At 50.1% G+C, this 16,427-nt stretch carries 19 protein-coding genes and 1 pseudogene; 9 read left to right on the top strand and 11 right to left on the bottom strand.

Annotation, left to right across the window (positions count from 1 at the left end):
- Positions 1–114 precede the first annotated feature (114 nt).
- Together B5F98_RS00335 and B5F98_RS00330 are read left to right on the top strand one after the other, a co-directional pair.
- Positions 115–2,832 carry an AAA domain-containing protein gene (locus B5F98_RS00335; RefSeq protein ID WP_087369139.1) on the top strand — a complete coding sequence of 906 codons (2,718 nt, stop codon included), beginning with the start codon at positions 115–117 and terminating at the stop codon, positions 2,830–2,832.
- A 97-nt stretch (positions 2,833–2,929) separates the two neighbouring features.
- Positions 2,930–3,310, top strand: coding sequence for a rhodanese-like domain-containing protein (locus B5F98_RS00330; RefSeq protein ID WP_087369138.1), 381 nt, complete (start codon positions 2,930–2,932; stop codon positions 3,308–3,310).
- Positions 3,311–3,371: 61 nt separating this feature from the next.
- Here B5F98_RS00330 and B5F98_RS12590 read toward each other — a convergent pair whose 3' ends face one another.
- The 7 genes and pseudogenes from B5F98_RS12590 to B5F98_RS00305 all read right to left on the bottom strand — a co-directional run bounded on the left by B5F98_RS12590 (position 3,372) and on the right by B5F98_RS00305 (position 7,020).
- The gene (locus B5F98_RS12590) at positions 3,372–3,596 is read right to left on the bottom strand and encodes a hypothetical protein (RefSeq protein WP_143482696.1); all 225 of its coding nucleotides are present in this window, start codon (positions 3,594–3,596) and stop codon (positions 3,372–3,374) included.
- A gap of 40 nt (positions 3,597–3,636) precedes the next feature.
- A complete protein-coding gene (locus tag B5F98_RS00325; RefSeq protein WP_087369137.1) occupies positions 3,637–4,152 on the bottom strand; it encodes a GNAT family N-acetyltransferase in 516 nt (171 codons plus the stop codon).
- Positions 4,153–4,173: 21 nt separating this feature from the next.
- Complete coding sequence (locus B5F98_RS13170; protein WP_143482695.1) at positions 4,174–4,353, bottom strand: hypothetical protein; 180 nt, start codon at positions 4,351–4,353, stop codon at positions 4,174–4,176.
- A 312-nt stretch (positions 4,354–4,665) separates the two neighbouring features.
- On the bottom strand, positions 4,666–5,226 hold the full coding sequence (locus tag B5F98_RS00320; protein ID WP_087369136.1) for a flavin reductase family protein: 561 nt from the start codon (positions 5,224–5,226) through the stop codon (positions 4,666–4,668).
- 209 nt (positions 5,227–5,435) lie between these two features.
- The gene (locus B5F98_RS00315; protein WP_087369135.1) at positions 5,436–6,095 is read right to left on the bottom strand and encodes a GyrI-like domain-containing protein; all 660 of its coding nucleotides are present in this window, start codon (positions 6,093–6,095) and stop codon (positions 5,436–5,438) included.
- 2 nt (positions 6,096–6,097) lie between these two features.
- On the bottom strand, positions 6,098–6,418 hold the full coding sequence (locus B5F98_RS00310; protein WP_087369134.1) for a TfoX/Sxy family protein: 321 nt from the start codon (positions 6,416–6,418) through the stop codon (positions 6,098–6,100).
- A 1-nt stretch (position 6,419) separates the two neighbouring features.
- Positions 6,420–7,020 (bottom strand): annotated as a pseudogene (locus tag B5F98_RS00305) (HTH domain-containing protein).
- A gap of 156 nt (positions 7,021–7,176) precedes the next feature.
- Between B5F98_RS00305 and B5F98_RS00300 the strand changes: the two are divergent.
- Positions 7,177–7,620 (top strand): GNAT family N-acetyltransferase, encoded by a 444-nt coding sequence (locus tag B5F98_RS00300; protein ID WP_087369133.1) that lies wholly within the window; start codon positions 7,177–7,179, stop codon positions 7,618–7,620.
- 96 nt (positions 7,621–7,716) lie between these two features.
- Here B5F98_RS00300 and B5F98_RS00295 read toward each other — a convergent pair whose 3' ends face one another.
- On the bottom strand, positions 7,717–8,127 hold the full coding sequence (locus B5F98_RS00295) for a TIGR04076 family protein (RefSeq protein ID WP_087369132.1): 411 nt from the start codon (positions 8,125–8,127) through the stop codon (positions 7,717–7,719).
- Positions 8,128–8,306: 179 nt separating this feature from the next.
- Here B5F98_RS00295 and B5F98_RS00290 point away from each other — a divergent pair, with 179 nt between their 5' ends.
- Positions 8,307–8,495, top strand: coding sequence for a hypothetical protein (locus B5F98_RS00290; protein ID WP_087369131.1), 189 nt, complete (start codon positions 8,307–8,309; stop codon positions 8,493–8,495).
- Between the two features lie 306 nt (positions 8,496–8,801).
- On the opposite strand, the gene B5F98_RS00285 is transcribed toward B5F98_RS00290, so the two are convergent.
- Together B5F98_RS00285 and B5F98_RS00280 are read right to left on the bottom strand one after the other, a co-directional pair.
- The gene (locus tag B5F98_RS00285) at positions 8,802–9,314 is read right to left on the bottom strand and encodes an ImmA/IrrE family metallo-endopeptidase (RefSeq protein WP_087369130.1); all 513 of its coding nucleotides are present in this window, start codon (positions 9,312–9,314) and stop codon (positions 8,802–8,804) included.
- A 66-nt stretch (positions 9,315–9,380) separates the two neighbouring features.
- Entirely contained in the window at positions 9,381–9,800 is a 420-nt protein-coding gene (locus tag B5F98_RS00280) for a helix-turn-helix transcriptional regulator (protein ID WP_087369129.1), read from the bottom strand.
- Between the two features lie 154 nt (positions 9,801–9,954).
- Between B5F98_RS00280 and dinB the strand changes: the two genes are divergently transcribed.
- From dinB to B5F98_RS00250, 5 genes are all read left to right on the top strand, one after another.
- A complete protein-coding gene (gene dinB / locus B5F98_RS00275) occupies positions 9,955–11,220 on the top strand; it encodes a DNA polymerase IV (RefSeq protein ID WP_275532869.1) in 1,266 nt (421 codons plus the stop codon).
- 95 nt (positions 11,221–11,315) lie between these two features.
- Positions 11,316–11,504, top strand: a complete 189-nt coding sequence (locus B5F98_RS00270; RefSeq protein ID WP_242961567.1) for a hypothetical protein — start codon at positions 11,316–11,318, stop codon at positions 11,502–11,504.
- 37 nt (positions 11,505–11,541) lie between these two features.
- The gene (locus tag B5F98_RS00265; protein ID WP_087369244.1) at positions 11,542–12,096 is read left to right on the top strand and encodes a hypothetical protein; all 555 of its coding nucleotides are present in this window, start codon (positions 11,542–11,544) and stop codon (positions 12,094–12,096) included.
- A 314-nt stretch (positions 12,097–12,410) separates the two neighbouring features.
- Positions 12,411–12,962, top strand: a complete 552-nt coding sequence (locus tag B5F98_RS00260; RefSeq protein ID WP_087369126.1) for a helix-turn-helix domain-containing protein — start codon at positions 12,411–12,413, stop codon at positions 12,960–12,962.
- A gap of 726 nt (positions 12,963–13,688) precedes the next feature.
- Entirely contained in the window at positions 13,689–13,925 is a 237-nt protein-coding gene (locus B5F98_RS00250) for a hypothetical protein (protein WP_087369124.1), read from the top strand.
- 446 nt (positions 13,926–14,371) lie between these two features.
- On the opposite strand, the gene B5F98_RS00245 is transcribed toward B5F98_RS00250, so the two are convergent.
- Entirely contained in the window at positions 14,372–14,791 is a 420-nt protein-coding gene (locus B5F98_RS00245; protein ID WP_087369123.1) for a helix-turn-helix domain-containing protein, read from the bottom strand.
- Between the last annotated feature and the right edge of the window lie 1,636 nt (positions 14,792–16,427).

Raw genomic sequence — 16,427 nt, 5'->3', positions numbered from 1 at the left:
ACAGAAATGCCAGACACTGAACAGTTGGCCCAGATTCTCTCTCAAAAAACTTGGGAGTGATATAACATGAAGAGGAGGCCTTTATGATAGGGGAAAGGCCGGAGGAGGTTTGCGATGGACAGCAAAAAATATATGCTCTTGATCAATGGACAGGACAAAACCGACTCCGTCAATAGCTTCCGTTTTCAGAACGGTATGTGCGAGGTGGTTTATAGTGGCTCCCCGAAGCCCTACCGCTACCATGCTGAAAAAGTACAGCTCCTAAAAGTTCAGAGCCGGATCGATCCATCGCAGTTCATCGTGGCTGTGGACGAAGATCCAGTTTCACAAGTCGAGGAGATCCTGGATTTTGGCTCTTTTTACCGCCTAATCTGCACAGGGGGGAAAACTCTTACATATCCAAAGAGCCAAGTGAAACTCCAGAAAAACTGTCTTACGAATCGGAAACAGGCAGGTATCTTTGAATACTTCAAAGAAACGGCGGCGGCAGTCAGTCTGGTAGCCGAAGATGGCCGCAATATTCTGAGTGCCCAATACGAGAGAATCAAAAGTATCAATGACGAAACCGTTCTGGCCTACTACCTGGATTGCTCTAGGAAGCCTTCAGTGAGGGATCTTCCTGAGGCAGTTATCTACCCCTTCGGTCTGAATCAGAGTCAGAAAACAGCGGTGGAGAACGCCCTTTCCTCCCAGATCAGTATCATCCAGGGACCACCTGGGACGGGAAAGACACAAACTATTTTGAATATCATCTCCAATGCAGTTCGGAAGGGCCAAACAGTAGCAGTTGTCTCCAACAACAACTCCGCTACCTTGAATGTGGCGGAAAAGCTGGAGAAGAAGGGCCTCGCTTTCCTGACCGCTTTTCTGGGGAGCCATGCCAATAAGAATCGTTTCCTGGAGATGCAGACGGGTAAATATCCCGATATGTCGGCTTGGGTTCTGAAACCGGAAGAGAAGTTACAGCTGAACCAGAAGGTAACCGCTCTATCCAAAGAGCTCAGTGAAATGCTAAACGCCACAAATCGCATTGCTGCCATTGAGCAGGAACTCTTACAGCTGACACCAGAACAGCACTATTTCGGTGAGTACTACAGCACCTATGCCCAAGCGCCCAGGGATGAGGTGAAAGGTCTGTCCTCTCAAAAGATTTTATCTCTCTGGTTGGAGTATGAGCAGCATGCTCAACAGGAGAGCAAATTGGGCCTGTTCCAAAAACTATCCGTCCTGTTTCGCTTTAATCGCAGTGCACTGAAAGTGTTTCTTCAGACACCGGAATTGGTCATTCCGTACCTCCAACGACAATTCTATACGGTACGCCGACATGAGTTGATGGAGGAACGGGCGCAGTTAGAGAAGAAGCTGGAGCAGTATGCCTTTGATGAAAAGATGGCAGAACTGACGGAGATGTCTCTGCGGTTATTCCGCGCAGAGCTGAGTAAAAAATTCCATTGGCAAGAGCCGCGCCCACGTTTTGAGATGCGGGACTTCCGTAGAAAGTCCAAAGAATTCAATCAGGAGTATCCGGTGATTCTGAGCACAACCTATTCCATCAAGGGTACTCTGAACTTTGACCATATCTACGACTATCTCATCGTGGATGAGGCCTCTCAGGTAGATTTGGCCACTGGCGTTCTGGCTTTTGCCAGTGCCAGAAATATCGTCATCGTGGGAGATCTTCAGCAGTTGCCCAATGTGTTGGACAGCCAGAACATCCAGAAAAGCGAAGCAACCTGGAAGAAGTATTCCCTCCCGGAGAACTACCATTTCTCTACCCAAAGCTTGCTATCTTCCGCCATTGCAACATGGCCAGAGGCACCCACGGTCCTTCTGCGGGAACACTATCGCTGCCACCCCAAGATCATCAATTTTTGCAATCAAAAATTCTATGGGGGAAAACTCATTGTCATGACGGAAGACCATGAGGAAGCGGATGTCCTGACCATGTACCAGACACCGCCTGGCAATCACGCCCGTGGTCATCTGAATCAAAGACAGATAGATGTGATCCGGCAGGAGGTGCTTCCCAGTTTGTCGAAACAAGGGTATGGGAGTATTGGTATTATTACGCCGTATAAGGACCAGGTAGAGGCGATCCAAACACAGCTGGGCAAGGAGCTGGAGGTGGCCACCGTTCACAAGTTCCAGGGACGGGAAAAGGATGCCATTATCTTGACTTCTGTGGACAATGTTATTACAGAATTTGTGGATGACCCTCGGATGTTGAATGTAGCTGTATCTCGGGCGGTCAAGTCTTTAACGGTTGTCACGTCCCAGGATCCGAAAAATGACCGGACCAACTACGGCGATCTGGCCCGCTATATCCAGTATAACAACTGTGCAGTGATTGAAAGTGAAGTCTACTCTGTTTTTGATCTGCTCTACCAGGGATATGCTGAGCAACGGAGGGCCTTCTTGACAAAGCATAGGAGAATTTCAGAATATGATTCGGAAAATCTTCTCTACGCAGTAATCCAAGAAATCCTCCAAAAGACAAAGTTTTCTTTCGTGGATTGTGTGGCCCATGTGTCCCTGGTTAATCTGGTAAAAGACTATTCCGGGATGACAGAGGAGGAAATTGCATACGCTCGAAATCCCCTGACCCATGTGGATTTCCTGTTGTTCCGCCGGATGGACAAATCTCCTTTGTTGGCTGTAGAGGTGGATGGCGCCGCCTTCCACGCGGCTGGAAGCATCCAGGCGAGCAGAGACGAAAAGAAAAACCGGATTTTTGAACTGTGCGGTATTCCGTTGCTGCGTCTTCGCACAGACGGAAGCGGCGAAAAGGAGCGTATAGAGCAGGCGCTGCTAGAGATGGTTTCCAACAGTTGACAGGACTTTGCTTCTCTCTCCCTCTGGCCTACAACAGCGTACACTTCACAGAGCAGGGGCGTAAAGCCTTTGCTGCTAGACTTTTGGAGGAATGAAAATGAGACGAATTTTACCGCTTCTGCTTTGCCTACTGATGATGACTGGGTGCGGCGGAAATACGACAGACAACGCCTATCAGCAGATCACCCAGGAAGCAGCGAAAGAAATGATGGACACCCAGGAGGTCATCATCCTGGATGTGCGGGAACAGGACGAATACGATAGCGGTCACATTCCCGGGGCTGTCCTGCTGCCAGTGGGTTCCATCGATGAGAATACTGCCGCCCGGGTGATTCCCGAAAAGGATTCTACGGTGTTGGTCTACTGCCGCAGCGGAAACCGGAGTAAGACCGCGTCCTCTTCACTGGCCAAACTGGGTTATACCAACATATACGAATTCGGCGGCATCAACACCTGGCCCTATGAGATAGAGCCGTGAGAATGCCGCCAAAGCGAACAGTTTTGTTAAATGGCAGGGGTGAGCGGCGCAAAATGTCCGCTCACCCCTTATTGCGTTGTGCCCAGTCTGCCAGTTCTGTCAAGGTAATGGCATACACGGTATTGATCTGCAATGGAGAACTCTCTGCAATGCAGCCATCGCAGTGGATAGTTACCACTGGTTTCATATCAAATACACACGCCCACGCTTGATTTGATGATATGGGATGATATGGAAGTGAATTTCCGGCATATTCATCGGTTGCCCAGAAGCGTTCTTCTGTCATTGGCGGCGCACCTCTTAAAAATTGGTGTGCAAGAAATTCTTTACAATACAATTTCGTATTTATAATCTTTCATGATTATATCTGTTCCCTTTTTCTTATATGTGCTCTCGCTGACGATTTTTCCACCACATTTCTGGGCAACACGATTAGAAGCGGCATTTTCCTGACTCACATAAATAGTTACTTTCTCAGCTCCTTGACTACGAGCATAATCTATCAATCCCTGAGCGATTTCAGTTGCATAGCCTTGGCACCAAAAATTCTTATGTACACAATAGGCAATATCGTATACTTTTTTGTCATCACTTACAATAAAACTGCATGTCCCCACCCGTTCTAGTGAATTCTTAAAAACAGGAATCAAATAACAACATTCCTCATCCTCGCCTAAGCCTTCTAACATTTTTAAATATTCATCATCTATTTCTCCTTTTGCCTCATCTGGCAAATATTGTCCCATCTCTGGATTGTTCCAGATACTATATGCCCACAAAGCATCTTCTTTTGTAAATCCTCTTAATAAAAGCCTTGAAGTTTCAATATCATTTATCTTCATAAAATCCTCCGTCAAATTAAACTATTCACTGTTGCTTCTTTCAGCAAGGCATCCTGTTCTGCTCCTTTGACGCAATCGCCCCTGTGCGTAGGCAACTTCCTTGATTGTTCGGTTCAGTTTGTTTTTCGTCAATTGGTTCATTTTCTTGGCGGTCTGCTCGTCAAGCTTTTCTCGATGGAGATACTGAGTAATCGTATTCATGCGTCGGTTGTAAATCGCCTTTATCAGATGATCGTTCGCAAGATCCTTTGCTCTCTGCCTTTGAAATTACAAATCTGGCGGCAAGTACGTCCAAGCTTATCCCTCGGAGTAAGGTTTCCACAGTTTATCTGCCGAGTAGTACAGCATACGGGGGTACATCCGTCCCGTAGCCATTTGTAGGCCAGAAAATATTCGTCCTGCTTTGCATCCGGGTTGCGCTTGAAGAGGAAACCACTTTTACTGGCTGAAAGGGAATGGGGGGCGGAGGTCACACCTCCGTCCCCCATCTGTAGCTGGGATAAATGCCGGTTCTTATTTCAGCTTGGCGCCGTCCTTGAAGGCATTACCCACTTTCTCGCCCAGAACACGGTAGGTGAAGTGAATGGGGTCAAAGATAATGGGGCGCAGCTTCTCCGGGTCGATGGTTCCCTCCCCATCCAGCACAGACTCATCAGCACTTACGTTGACGATCTTGCCCACCAGGCGGCAGCTCTCCGGGTCATAGCTCACCAGTTGGCACTCCACAGCCATGGGAAGCTCGTCGATGAGGGGAGCATCCACAAATTCCGATTTGGTGGTGTGCCAGCCGGCCTTTGCCACCTTGTCCGCCATGTCGTTTCCAGAAGTAAGCCCCACATAGTCGCAGGCCACTGCCTGGTGCGCCGTACCCATGCTCACGGTAAAGGCCTTGCGGGCCAGAATGTTGGCGGTGGTTTTATGGCCTGCACTGATGCACAAGCTCAGTTCCTTGTCCTCGCTGATGCCACCCCAGGCCGCATTCATGGCATCAGGGGTGCCGTCTTCGTTGTAGGTGGCCAGGATAAAGACCGGCTGGGGATAGGTCCAGGTCTTGGCTCCAAAATTCTTGCGCATAGCAATCCCTCCTTGTGATGCCCTTATTATATCACAAGTCATGGCTGTGGAACATGGGAACGGTTGCCCATAATAGATGATGGCACTGGAGGCAACAGAGAGGGGAAGCATATCATATTTGCCTGTGCCAGTCCCATTTATCATTGACAATCTAATCTTAACGGATTGGAGGGGAAAAGAGAACGACACGGTTTGAGATTTTGGTGAGTTCAGGCATGGTACGGCAGTTCGCTCCGAAGTGCCTCTTTCACGGGCTGCCGAATGATGGTTTTTAGTTTTTCCGGCTTGCACCGCCGTACGTCGCTCAAATAGATCTCGTGGTGGAACCGGCCATGGTTGTAGTCCAATTCATAGCCCTGCGCCTTGGCGTATTCCGCCATGGCGGTCACGGTGGCGGGTTCGTCGTCGTAGGGGCCGATGTGCATACACTGGACGCATAGTCCCTCCTCCCAGGGAAAGAACTCCACTGCGGAGAAGTCCTGCTGCTTTTTCTCTGTGGCCTCCCGGACGGCCCAGCGGAAGGCCTCTTCTGTCACGAACTCAGGAAGGCGAATGAGGGAGATCCACCGAAAATCTGCCTTGCGGGTATAGTCCACACCTTGGGTATCCTCCTGCCACCAAAGCCCCTCCAGAGGCGGCACCACATAGTCAAAATAGCCCTCCAGCCGGTGTTTACCCATCTTACTCATTTTGATGGTGTAGGCCACAGTGTAGAGCTGTTCCAGGGCCTGTTGATAGGCGCCGCCCTCCTCATTGGGGTCGCCCTGGCCCCGAACGGCCAGAAAGTTCATGGCGGGTACCGTGACAATGCCCGGTGTCCTGGGGGGCAGATAAAATTCCTTGTACTCTTTCTTATAGTCAAAGGCCATGGCTATTTCCTCCTTTTCTTTGGCTGGGTCTGAAGGGCCAGACAGGTGAGGCGAGTAAGAGCGGTCATGGTGTCCCGGTCGTCCACATCCTCCACCCAGAGGTAGTCTTTAGCCCCCTCATAGGGGGGAGACTTGGGCAGATGGGGAAAAGCCGCCTCTCCCGCCGGGGGGACCTTGACAAACAGTTGGTCGTCACAGATGACGGCGAAGAACACCTCGTCGCAGAAAAGGCCGTATTCTCCAAACATCTTCCGGCTGCGGATGGTTCCGGCCTCCCGTAGCTGCTCGGTCACATAGTCAACAAAGTCCTGATGAGAGGCCATGTCAATTCCTCCTATAACGATGGGCCAGTGTTTCGGTCAGTTGCCGCAGTTTGTCTCGGAATTCTGCTGGCTCCAGCAGCTCTGCCTTGTCGCCAAAGGTCAAAACCCAGCTGAGCACGCTGTTTCCATCGGGAAAGCCGCCGGTGAAGCGAAGCCGGCCGTCTGGCTCCACGGTGAAACAATCTGCCCCGTGCTCCTCCACCAGTCGCCAGCGGCAGGCTGGTCTTGTACCAAGAGGAGAGGTCGATGAGCATATGGGCGCCGCCACTCACCAGTCCGCCACTTCCGGCGGATAGCTTCTCCATCAGCTGGGCGTAACGCCGGGTGCCGCTGACGCTGTCCAGACTCCTGAGCCCTGCCAGGATAGCCTGCATTTCCGGAGCAGTGAGCACCGTCCGGTCCACCCGGTAGCCCTCCATGATGGAGATGCCGCCCCCAGAACCTTGAGTGGTGGCGATGGGGATGCCTGCCCGGCACAGGGACTCAATGTCACGCTGGATGGTCCGGCGGGACACCTCGAACTGCTCCGCCAGTTCTGGGGCGGTGATCTTCTCCCGCTGGAGCAGGATGGACAGGATGCCGATGAGCCGCTCCATCTTCATAAGGTACACCGCCTTTCACATTTCTGCCTGCATTATACCATAGGAACCCGACAACTGTCTGTCATGTTCCTCAAAGAATTGCCGAGGTACAGATCATATGGTATGATACGTCCTATCAAGACCGTCCAAGACCGTCAGACAGAGGGGGGATTATGCATGGAAGTCAAAAAAGTGGAAACCAACAAAAAGTTATACCTGGAGTTGCTGCTGCTGGCCGACGAGCAGGAGGATATGATCGACCGCTATCTGGAGCGGGGGACCATGTATGTGCTGGAGGATGACGGCGTCAAGGCCGAATGTGTGGTGACCGATGAGGGAGACGGTATCCTGGAGCTGAAAAACCTCGCCGTGGAGCCTGCTTTTCAGGGCAGGGGATACGGAAAGAATATGGTGGACTTCCTTGTCCGAACTTACAAGGAGCGGTATACAGTGCTGCAGGTGGGCACCGGAGACAGCCCATCCACCATTCTGTTTTATGAAGCCTGTGGTTTTCGCAGGCACCATCTGGTCAAGAACTTTTTTATCGACCACTACGACCACCCCATCTACGAGGATGGGGTGCAGCTGGTGGACATGGTGTACCTGCAAAGAGCGCTATAAAAAGCGGAGCGCCCATGTGAGCGCTCCGCTATCTGTCAGTGATTCCTTTGTGCCAGGAAGGCATCAACAGCCTCCACGGAGAACGCCAGCTGCAGCTCAGCCTGTATAGGCGTCCTCTGCTATATTCTTAAAATTCTGCTTTGCCAGCCATTCCTTTTCCTCTTCGGTCTCCGGGATGTCGATTCGCTCGATTTTGAAAATCACCGGTCTTGTGCCGTCGTTGCAGCAGGCAATCATCATCCGCTCGTCATTGGTCCATTTGTGCATGATAGACCCACCTTGTAGGGCGGTGTAGACATACCGACTGATGGCATCCCACGCCTCCCCGCAGAACTTTCCGTTCATCAGGTGATAAAAGTCGTCACGATCTGGGGTGCGCTTGAGCAAAAAGGTGTCTCCCTCCCGAAAACAGGGACAGGGTCCCGACTTGGGGTCCGCAAGATACTGCTCTTGGTACTCCGGAAACACCTTGGTCTCTAGTACCGTGATTCTGCATTCATGCTGCATGTTTCATCCTCCTCAGCTATTTGATTTCTGGACCGTCTCCGTGCTTTGTTCGGTGAGTTAAGACAGCCCGGTCCGCTTGCTTTCATTGTATCGAGGGAAAGCCCTTCTGGCAAGTAGGGCAGATGTTGAGAATCAGACGGCGCCATATGATATTGGCAATTATAAGGAGGGAACGGAGCATGAGCGAGAGAGGATTGGATCCAAAACTGAGGAGATTTATTTATGAAATGAACGGGAAGGAAGATCGGGAACCAATGCTAAAGACGAAAGCGGAGAGAGAAAAATTTCAAAGGCACCTGGAGAAGGTTAATGCGGAGATACTGAAGAGGGTAGAGGACAGAAAGAAAGCACGGCTGGAGCAGAAGTGAACGATGCAGGGAAAGTTGTGTGCTCCGTTATTGGAAAACTGAAAGAAAACACCGGTAGTTAAGGCAAAGGGTTCAGAATTTCTTCCTAGCCCAGTCACATAACTACCGGTGTTTTCTTGATATTATCAGAGAGGTCACCAAAAGTCAATCTAAAATTCATTGGAACAGCACTTGACTGGACCAGGGGGTGATGTTGTTTTCTCTCAGTCCCCAAGTGAAATTATGCAGCCGTGAAACAGGGAGAGTATCACACGAAAATGTACAGCGCCTGCTGAGCAAGAATCCCCTTGCCCAGCGGGCGCATTTTCATGCTTTAAAAAACTTACTATTCAGCCCCATAGGCATCTGATAAGAAAACCCACGCTTGATAAGGCTGAACAACTTGAAACACATGAGCTGCGGATGGACATTCAAACAGCTGCACATACCGAAAAAGTCCAGTTCTGTATCCTGGGATAGACGCTCCACTTCGCTGTCCTCAATGAGAAGATCTGCGGCGAAGAGATTAGCCTCGTACTCGGTGGAGTTTGTCATGTCATAAAGTGCAATGTCTTTCATGGGAGCCATTTGGAGTGCGCTCCGATGGAGCATGATATGACCCAGCTCATGGGCTGCTACCATGCGCTTTTCTTCCTCGGATAGGGAGGCGTTGAGCACCACATAGATGGTTCGGCAGCTCATGAGGCAGTATCCCTTCAGACTCTTGTAGCCGTCAGATTCCTTGACAACGACATGGAGCCGGCCTAACAGTTCGAAGGGATCGCGGGTATGGTATTTACCAACAAGGGTCTGGATGGTTTGGAAGATGGTGTCCCTCATACATTGATTCCCTCCGATGAATGGCATACACACAGTGTGGCAGGGGACAAGTCACATAAACTGCACTTACTCATCGGTGCCATTGCGGTGATATTTCTTTGGGGTGAATTTTTTGGCTCGCTGCTTTGAGTCCAGATACAGCGCCTGAATTTCCGTGAGAAATGCAATCTGATCCTCTTCAGATAGCTCGCCACCGGCAAACATGGCAGCAGTCTGGTCTAAAATTGCCTGAGCCTGCTGCGCTCCACGGCTGCCGTATTGTTGCGTGACATCGGTCAGGAAAGCCTCTTGGTCACCCATAAGATAAGATACCTCACACTCCAGTGCTTGAGCCAGTTTCATATAGATATCGTGTTGTTTGGGATAACGACCTTCCGTCTCCCAGCCGCGAATGGTGCGCATGGAGACACCAATGAGATTTCCCAGCTGTGTTTGGGAAAGTCCCTTTTCTGTGCGGAGTTCTTTAATCTTTTCTCCAAATGTCATATATCATACCTCCAAGGGGAAGATGGTTTCCTACAGCCTGAACTTTCCACTTGACAAGGGGAAGATGATTTCCTATACTTAAGCCAAACGGATGGGAAATTACTTTCCTATATCATACAGAAGAATTGCCTATCTGTCAAGGGGGGAGAGTCGGTTGGAACGCACCATTTTACATTCAGATATGAACAACTGTTATGCCAGTATCGAGCTGCTCCATCATCCAGAATTGAGAGGAAAGCCGTTGGCCGTGGGGGGCGACCCAGAGCGCCGGCATGGAATCGTGTTGGCCAAGGACGAGCTGGCGAAAAAGGCGGGGGTTAAAACTGGAATGGCACTGTGGCAGGCAAGACAGCTGTGTCCAGAGATCACGTTTGTTCCCCCTCGTATGGACCTTTACCTGCGGTTTTCACACATGGCCCATGAAATCTATGGGGAGTACACCAATCAGCAAGAACCGTTCGGGGTGGATGAATCATGGCTGGATGTGACTGGCAGCTGTTCTCACCATGGGGATGGGCTGGCCATTGCCCGGGAAATTAATCGCAGGATCAAACGGGAGTTGGGGGTGACAGTGAGCATTGGCGTATCGTGGAATAAAATCTTTGCCAAGCTGGGAAGCGATTACAAGAAGCCGGACGCAGTAACCGTCATTGACCGGGAGAACTATCGAAACCTCGTGTGGCCGCTTCCGGTGGAGGACCTGCTGTATGTAGGAAGGGCGACTCAGCGCAAACTCAACCAGCATGGGATTCGCACGATTGGGCAACTGGCCCAGGCAGATCCGGAGTATTTAAAAACTCGATTTGGAAAGATGGGGTATGTGCTGCATCGATTTGCAAACGGTGAGGATCAGACGCCGGTGAGCTTTTCCAATGAGGCTGCACCAATTAAGAGTATTGGCAACAGCACGACCACACCGCGGGATTTGGTGAATGGAGAGGACGTATCTGTGATTGTGTACCTGTTGGCAGAAAGTGTATCAGCCCGGTTAAGGGAGCATCACTTTGTGGGACAGGTGGTGGAGCTGTATGTGAGGGACACCGATCTGAGCAGCATGACCAGGCAGAAAAAGCTGGCCGCACCGACGAACATTACGCGAGAGATCGCTGGTGCGGGAATGGAATTGTTTCGCTGCCACTACCATTGGAACCGGCCTATCCGAAGTGTGGGCGTGCGGGTGACCCAGCTGTTATTGGATCATGTTCCGGTACAGATGAATCTATTTTGTGACCAGAGGGGGAGAGATCGGGAACACCGATTGGATGTTACTGTAGATGATATTCGCCGGCGGTTTGGCTTCTTCTCCATTCAGCGTGGAGTGGCATATAGAGATCGGACCTTGTCCAGTTTGAATGCACGGGAGGATCATGTGGTACATCCCCGGGGATACATGGAGCGAGGAAACCTGACAGGAGCATAATTTGATCAGGAAGACGAGAGGGTGAGCGTGTGAGTGAAGAGGTTCGCTGTAAGGTGTATGTTGAGGTTGGGGCGGTATTCCGCCCGGAAGGGACCATGCGTCCGGTGTGGGTCCGATGGTCTGATGGCAGAAAGTTTGCAGTGGATCGGGTGAAACACTGTGTGAGAGCGGCCAGCAGGAAAGCCGGAGGTGTCGGGCTGCGGTACACAGTGATGATCTGCGGCCGAGAGACCTATCTGTACTATGAAGAGAACTATCGATGGTTTGTAGAGGCAAAGACATAAAATGAAACAATTGTGCGCAGAGAGAGAGGAAACGTGCATGAGTCGAAAAGCTACCAAAACACGAAACTATATTCGATATATCTGTGAGCTGGCAAATTGGAACGAAAAAATTTTATACAGTCGGGCCCGGATGGTTTTAGAGATCTACCTCCATGTCTGTTGGTTTACGGAAAGCAGGGCAGAGGAGGTCCGGGAGGAACTGCTGGACATGGGGCGTGGACAGTTGGATGGTGCACTGACCTATTTGGAGACCTTTGCGCCGGATGAGGCAAGGGAACATTTTGAAGAAAAAGTGAGAGGATTGTTTGAGACCAAATGGATGACGGAGCTGGTTCAATGGGCCCTGCTTCGGATCCGGGAATATCCTTGTAAGGGGGAGCTGTACTGCAATATCCTATCCAAATGTTATCTGAGCCAATTTGATTATCGTGAAACGGAGCTGTTGGAACTGTTGAATATGGAGCGAAGCAGCTATTATGACCGAAAGAAAGAGGCGATTTTATTGTTTGGATTGGCGCTTTGGGGCTATGCCATTCCGAAATTAAAAGGAAAGACAGGACTGGCTGATGAATGGTGGAGGTCTGTTGGCTGAGCTGGTCCGACAGAAGCTCTACACGATGAGGACCCTCTGCCTACTGAAAACCCGACCTGTCAAGGGGTATGATAGGTACGCTGGGTGGGCAGTGACCGCTAAAAACTGAATAAAGAAAGGCAAACAGCCCTGGAACCGTAAAAGGTGCCAGGGCTGTTTGCTGTCCATCCCAAGTAACTGGTGAAAAGCAGGAGCATACGCTCCTGTTTTTTTATGCCCTGAGGAGGATGGACGGGTGTGGTATAGCCCCAGAGCGCCGTGATCTCCGAGCTTTGTTGACCCAAACAAAACTCACCGCAAAGGAGATCACAACAATGAAAACTACATATCTGGTATTTGACAAGGAGACCGGGAACCTGCGTGTGGCGGGCAGGAGCGAGTGGAACCGGATCATGGAGGAGAACCGCAGATTGCCCAGGGACAAACGTCGCTTTTTTATTGAGGATAGAATTGATGCGGGGAAAGAGTTGGACTGCATGTATATCGAAACCACCCGGGAGGACTACGATCTGTGGCATGCAGAAAACCAGCGAAATTACCGCAGACGTCAGGCAGAGAAGGATGTGAAGTTTGTCTCCCTGGAGTATGACGCTCAAGGAGACGAGCAAGGCTCTCTGAGCGGAAAGCTCAGTGACGGCATCGACTGGGAGATGGTGGCCATTGAGAAGATGGATATGGAGGCACTGATTCGTGCGCTGAAGGAGTGGAGAAGCTGGGGCGTGGATATTTTGAACTATTACCTGGCTGGACAGAAGCGGAGCTGTACCAGGCAGATCAGCCAGCGATATGGGGTTTCAGAACAGACGGTGCGGACTTGGAAACGGGAGTTTGAGACGTTTGTGGTGGGGTGTTTGCATGTCCAGTGAGGAAGATGGTTGTGTTCTGCCGTTGAAAATGAACTGCGCCTTTCTGGGAATGACGTTGATAGATTTTGGAGGATATGAGGATATAGTAAAATGAAAAACAAATACAGATGAGCATACAAGGCGGGCACCTGCTTTGGGCTACTGAAAAACAATGGCATACAGAAGAAAGAGGAGAAATGGACATGCTGAGATAGATTTGATGAACCTATGTCAGGGATGCAGCAGGAGATGCTAAAGACGCTGGATGCGGGGAGCTTGGCGTTTCTTCACCCTGGTACAAAGGGGAATAACACGGGAGCCAACTGGATTCAATGGTTCCGAACATACCTTCCGGCTCGCTATGCTGCGGATAAAGCCATCGTGATCGACGCAAATGGGAGAGAGCGACCAGATGGGTCTGATAATTTATGATGCTTAGTATTCCTACCTGGTGTTTGAGTAGAAGGAAAGTAAGCTGACCCCTGCGGAAAGTGTCTATGCGGTCTTTGAGGTCAAGCAAAACCTGAATAAAGCTCGTATGGAGTATGCCCAGGAAAAAGCAGAAAGCGTTCGGACGATGACACGTTCCTCCGCCACAATTCGGCATGCAGGGGGAGAGTATGGGCCCAAACTGTTACATCAAATTCTGGCAGGGCTACTGACCACGAGAAGTGATTGAAGCGGTTAGGTTGCTGAGCATGTCGGCAAACACATTGCAACGGAGGACACGCAAAAACACCTGGATTTGTGTGTGCCATTGCCGGCGGGGCGTTTGTGGTGGACCACAACCCCTTCCTGAACCAATTTGACCCTGCTGCCCCTCCTGCTATGCGATACTGTGAGAACGATGCATCGCTGGTCTTTTTCCTGCTGAATCTCTTGAAGCGGCTGCAGGATATTGGAACCGTTCCAGCCATTGACTATATGAGCTATGCCAGGGGCATCCATGCAGAACGGTATACGGACCACATCATGGGAAGGTGATTGAGCGATGTTGACGCGGTACACACTTACCTTATCTCCGTCAGGCCCCTGCCGCATGCGCCCGGAGTGGGGCTATCGGCTGTATGCGGCGCTTCTATACCACTTGAACTCGGTCACATCGATCAGCCTTTTTTTCATTCGGGGTTTCCGCATAGAATTGGCGTTCCAACAGGTCCTCCGCTAGATACTGAGGGTTTTTGGCCCGTCTGATACAGCCGTAGTTGCTGTACCTCACGGTAGAGCGAATATCTCTGGCACGGCAAATACGAAGCACTTTCTTATCACTGATGTGGATTCCATAGCCATGGCGCAAGTTGTCGTTCAGCCTCTGATACCTTTGAATGAGCTCTCGGAGTGGATTTTCTCGATCTTATCTACCAGTTTCTCGTTCTCCACAGCTCTGCAGCTCAACCTTCCAGAAGCCTATTTGTGGTAGGCGGAACGGGCTACATGGAGCAGCTTGCAAACTGCCGCAATGGGAAAGCCATGCTTTTCATGGTACTCCTGAATGGTCTGATATGTACGGCGCTGTCTCGCTTCTTCCAGGCCTCTCTCCTTTCGATCTCGTCCAATTTCTTTAGCAGACCATTCTCCATTTCTAACAGATATAGCTTGTGCTTGAGTTGCTCAATTTCGATTTGGGATTTCTTCAGTTCGGTGAGAGGGGCTTGGTGTTTCTTCCGGCGGCCTCGCCGATCCTCCAACCCCGCCGCTCCCATCTGCTCAAACCGAAGGGTCCAATTCTGAACCTGTTGATAGCTAACCTGGTATTTCAGGGCCATTTCTCCGTAATTCTTCCCACTAGCAATGCAATCCTTAACAATTTGGATGTGCTCTTCCTGTGCCATTTCCCGTCCTTGCTTCATGTAGCTTCCTTCTCCTGAGTATTTGACGGAGTTGAAGTCGCCATGAGCATTATACACTTTTATCCACTCCCTGAACTGCGGATGGCTCCGAATGTGATATTTTCTGCAAATATCCGACTCGCCCCAGCATCGGATTCCACAGCAGATTTCTTTAATTCTGGGCTGTATACACGATTTTTATGTGGCGGAAATGCATCCACCCCATCTATCTCATAGTTACGCACCTACTGTCCCATAGTATTGTGAGAAACTCCAGCCCTCCGTGCCGCCTCACGCATACCAATGCATGCATTGATGTAATCTTATATGATCGTGACCTTTGTCTCTATACTGACCTTTTGTTCCTGTGGCATAGCAATGCTCCCCCTATGTTTGACAGTGTTTTATTTCACTGCCTCTCATAGAGGGAGCATATCAGACACTGGAGAACCTCTGCTTTTACATCAGGCCTGTTTCCGCTACGCTACAAACTCATCAGTAGTGACGGAGAGTGAAAAATGGCTCAGAATCTTTGGAACATCAAAAATATAGTGCTGGAATGCCTGAAGCTGGGAGTTAGGTTCTGCGATGTCCACGCACAAAACTTGTCCGCAACTGCAAAATCTGGATATATGTGGGGAAATCTCTATCGGGAAACCATCTCCGATGGTGGTAAACTTATTTAGGTGTTCTCCATTTGGCGGGTACGCAGGCGGTATTAGCTTTCCAGCGCAACAGTTCTTGCGGGCTAGGCCTGGCCGCATTGTTCCGCACCAAGAGTAGATAGCAGTATGGATTCAATCCATTTCCTTTGCTATTTCGATCAGGCTGTTAAATCATCGCACCAGACTGATCTCCGGATATCGGACCAGGGCATGGCCACTGCGCTATCAAGCAATACAACGCCTTTCCGAGGACAGATTTGGATGCAGTTTTGCCTTTAAGTCATTGGCCCACGCCAACAAAGCATCAAGAACAGGTTTTTCTTGTTCGGATGCTGGACATATCGTTCTTCAGCATAAAACAGCCTCGCATAATAGTACAGAGCCTCTGCTAGTTTTGAGGCCTGCTACTGCCCTTTGGGCACCATATTTAGTGCTTCGTCAAACTTGAATTTTACATGAGCCTAGCAACCCAAAACTCAAATTTGTGAGATCACATCCTTAACACTGCCAGTGCGGCGCTTGTGGAGGGTGGACCTTCACCGTGGTGGCAGACTCATAGGAGGTGTCTAATGCCTCAGCTACAAGACGGGGCTAGGTTTGACGGCTACACTTAAAAAGAATTGTAGGAGTTCCGCCTGGGAAAGAAGGGGGAGTTGGATAAGAACATAGTTTGTCTAGTGTTTACTGATTCATGTGCTAACGCAATTCACATAGATGACTATGCAGGGGAAACGGTTATACCAATACGCATACGAAGGCTCCAAGTATATGTGTCGCTGTGAAAATTTCTGAGCCTATTGTGCGAAAATTGAAAGCAGACCAATGGAGAATTAACTTTTGGGATGGCACATCAGTTCCATAATAGGAACTAATGTATGACAGGGTTCATTCAAAAGTCTGGCTGTATCAAGTTAAGTGGTGACGGAAGGAACTGTGTGAAATATATCGTCACACGAGATGTAATAGGGGTGGTTTGATCAGTGGCAGGCGCC

The organism is Pseudoflavonifractor sp. An44 (assembly GCF_002161675.1).
Taxonomy (GTDB): Bacteria; Bacillota; Clostridia; order Oscillospirales; family Oscillospiraceae; genus Enterenecus; species Enterenecus faecium.
The sequence above is the reverse complement of the archived record's forward strand: the minus strand, read 5'-3'. Positions and strand labels throughout refer to the sequence as shown.

Excerpts from the sequence above, each read along its gene's own strand:
- B5F98_RS00335 (WP_087369139.1), top strand. The coding sequence starts at position 115 with ATGGACAGCAAAAAATATATGCTCTTGATCAATGGACAGGACAAAACC.
- B5F98_RS00330 (WP_087369138.1), top strand. The coding sequence starts at position 2,930 with ATGAGACGAATTTTACCGCTTCTGCTTTGCCTACTGATGATGACTGGG.
- B5F98_RS12590 (WP_143482696.1), bottom strand. The coding sequence starts at position 3,596 with ATGACAGAAGAACGCTTCTGGGCAACCGATGAATATGCCGGAAATTCA.
- B5F98_RS00325 (WP_087369137.1), bottom strand. The coding sequence starts at position 4,152 with ATGAAGATAAATGATATTGAAACTTCAAGGCTTTTATTAAGAGGATTT.
- B5F98_RS13170 (WP_143482695.1), bottom strand. The coding sequence starts at position 4,353 with ATGAATACGATTACTCAGTATCTCCATCGAGAAAAGCTTGACGAGCAG.
- B5F98_RS00320 (WP_087369136.1), bottom strand. The coding sequence starts at position 5,226 with ATGCGCAAGAATTTTGGAGCCAAGACCTGGACCTATCCCCAGCCGGTC.
- B5F98_RS00315 (WP_087369135.1), bottom strand. The coding sequence starts at position 6,095 with ATGGCCTTTGACTATAAGAAAGAGTACAAGGAATTTTATCTGCCCCCC.
- B5F98_RS00310 (WP_087369134.1), bottom strand. The coding sequence starts at position 6,418 with ATGGCCTCTCATCAGGACTTTGTTGACTATGTGACCGAGCAGCTACGG.
- B5F98_RS00300 (WP_087369133.1), top strand. The coding sequence starts at position 7,177 with ATGGAAGTCAAAAAAGTGGAAACCAACAAAAAGTTATACCTGGAGTTG.
- B5F98_RS00295 (WP_087369132.1), bottom strand. The coding sequence starts at position 8,127 with ATGCAGCATGAATGCAGAATCACGGTACTAGAGACCAAGGTGTTTCCG.
- B5F98_RS00290 (WP_087369131.1), top strand. The coding sequence starts at position 8,307 with ATGAGCGAGAGAGGATTGGATCCAAAACTGAGGAGATTTATTTATGAA.
- B5F98_RS00285 (WP_087369130.1), bottom strand. The coding sequence starts at position 9,314 with ATGAGGGACACCATCTTCCAAACCATCCAGACCCTTGTTGGTAAATAC.
- B5F98_RS00280 (WP_087369129.1), bottom strand. The coding sequence starts at position 9,800 with ATGACATTTGGAGAAAAGATTAAAGAACTCCGCACAGAAAAGGGACTT.
- B5F98_RS00270 (WP_242961567.1), top strand. The coding sequence starts at position 11,316 with ATGCGTCCGGTGTGGGTCCGATGGTCTGATGGCAGAAAGTTTGCAGTG.
- B5F98_RS00265 (WP_087369244.1), top strand. The coding sequence starts at position 11,542 with ATGAGTCGAAAAGCTACCAAAACACGAAACTATATTCGATATATCTGT.
- B5F98_RS00260 (WP_087369126.1), top strand. The coding sequence starts at position 12,411 with ATGAAAACTACATATCTGGTATTTGACAAGGAGACCGGGAACCTGCGT.
- B5F98_RS00245 (WP_087369123.1), bottom strand. The coding sequence starts at position 14,791 with ATGAAGCAAGGACGGGAAATGGCACAGGAAGAGCACATCCAAATTGTT.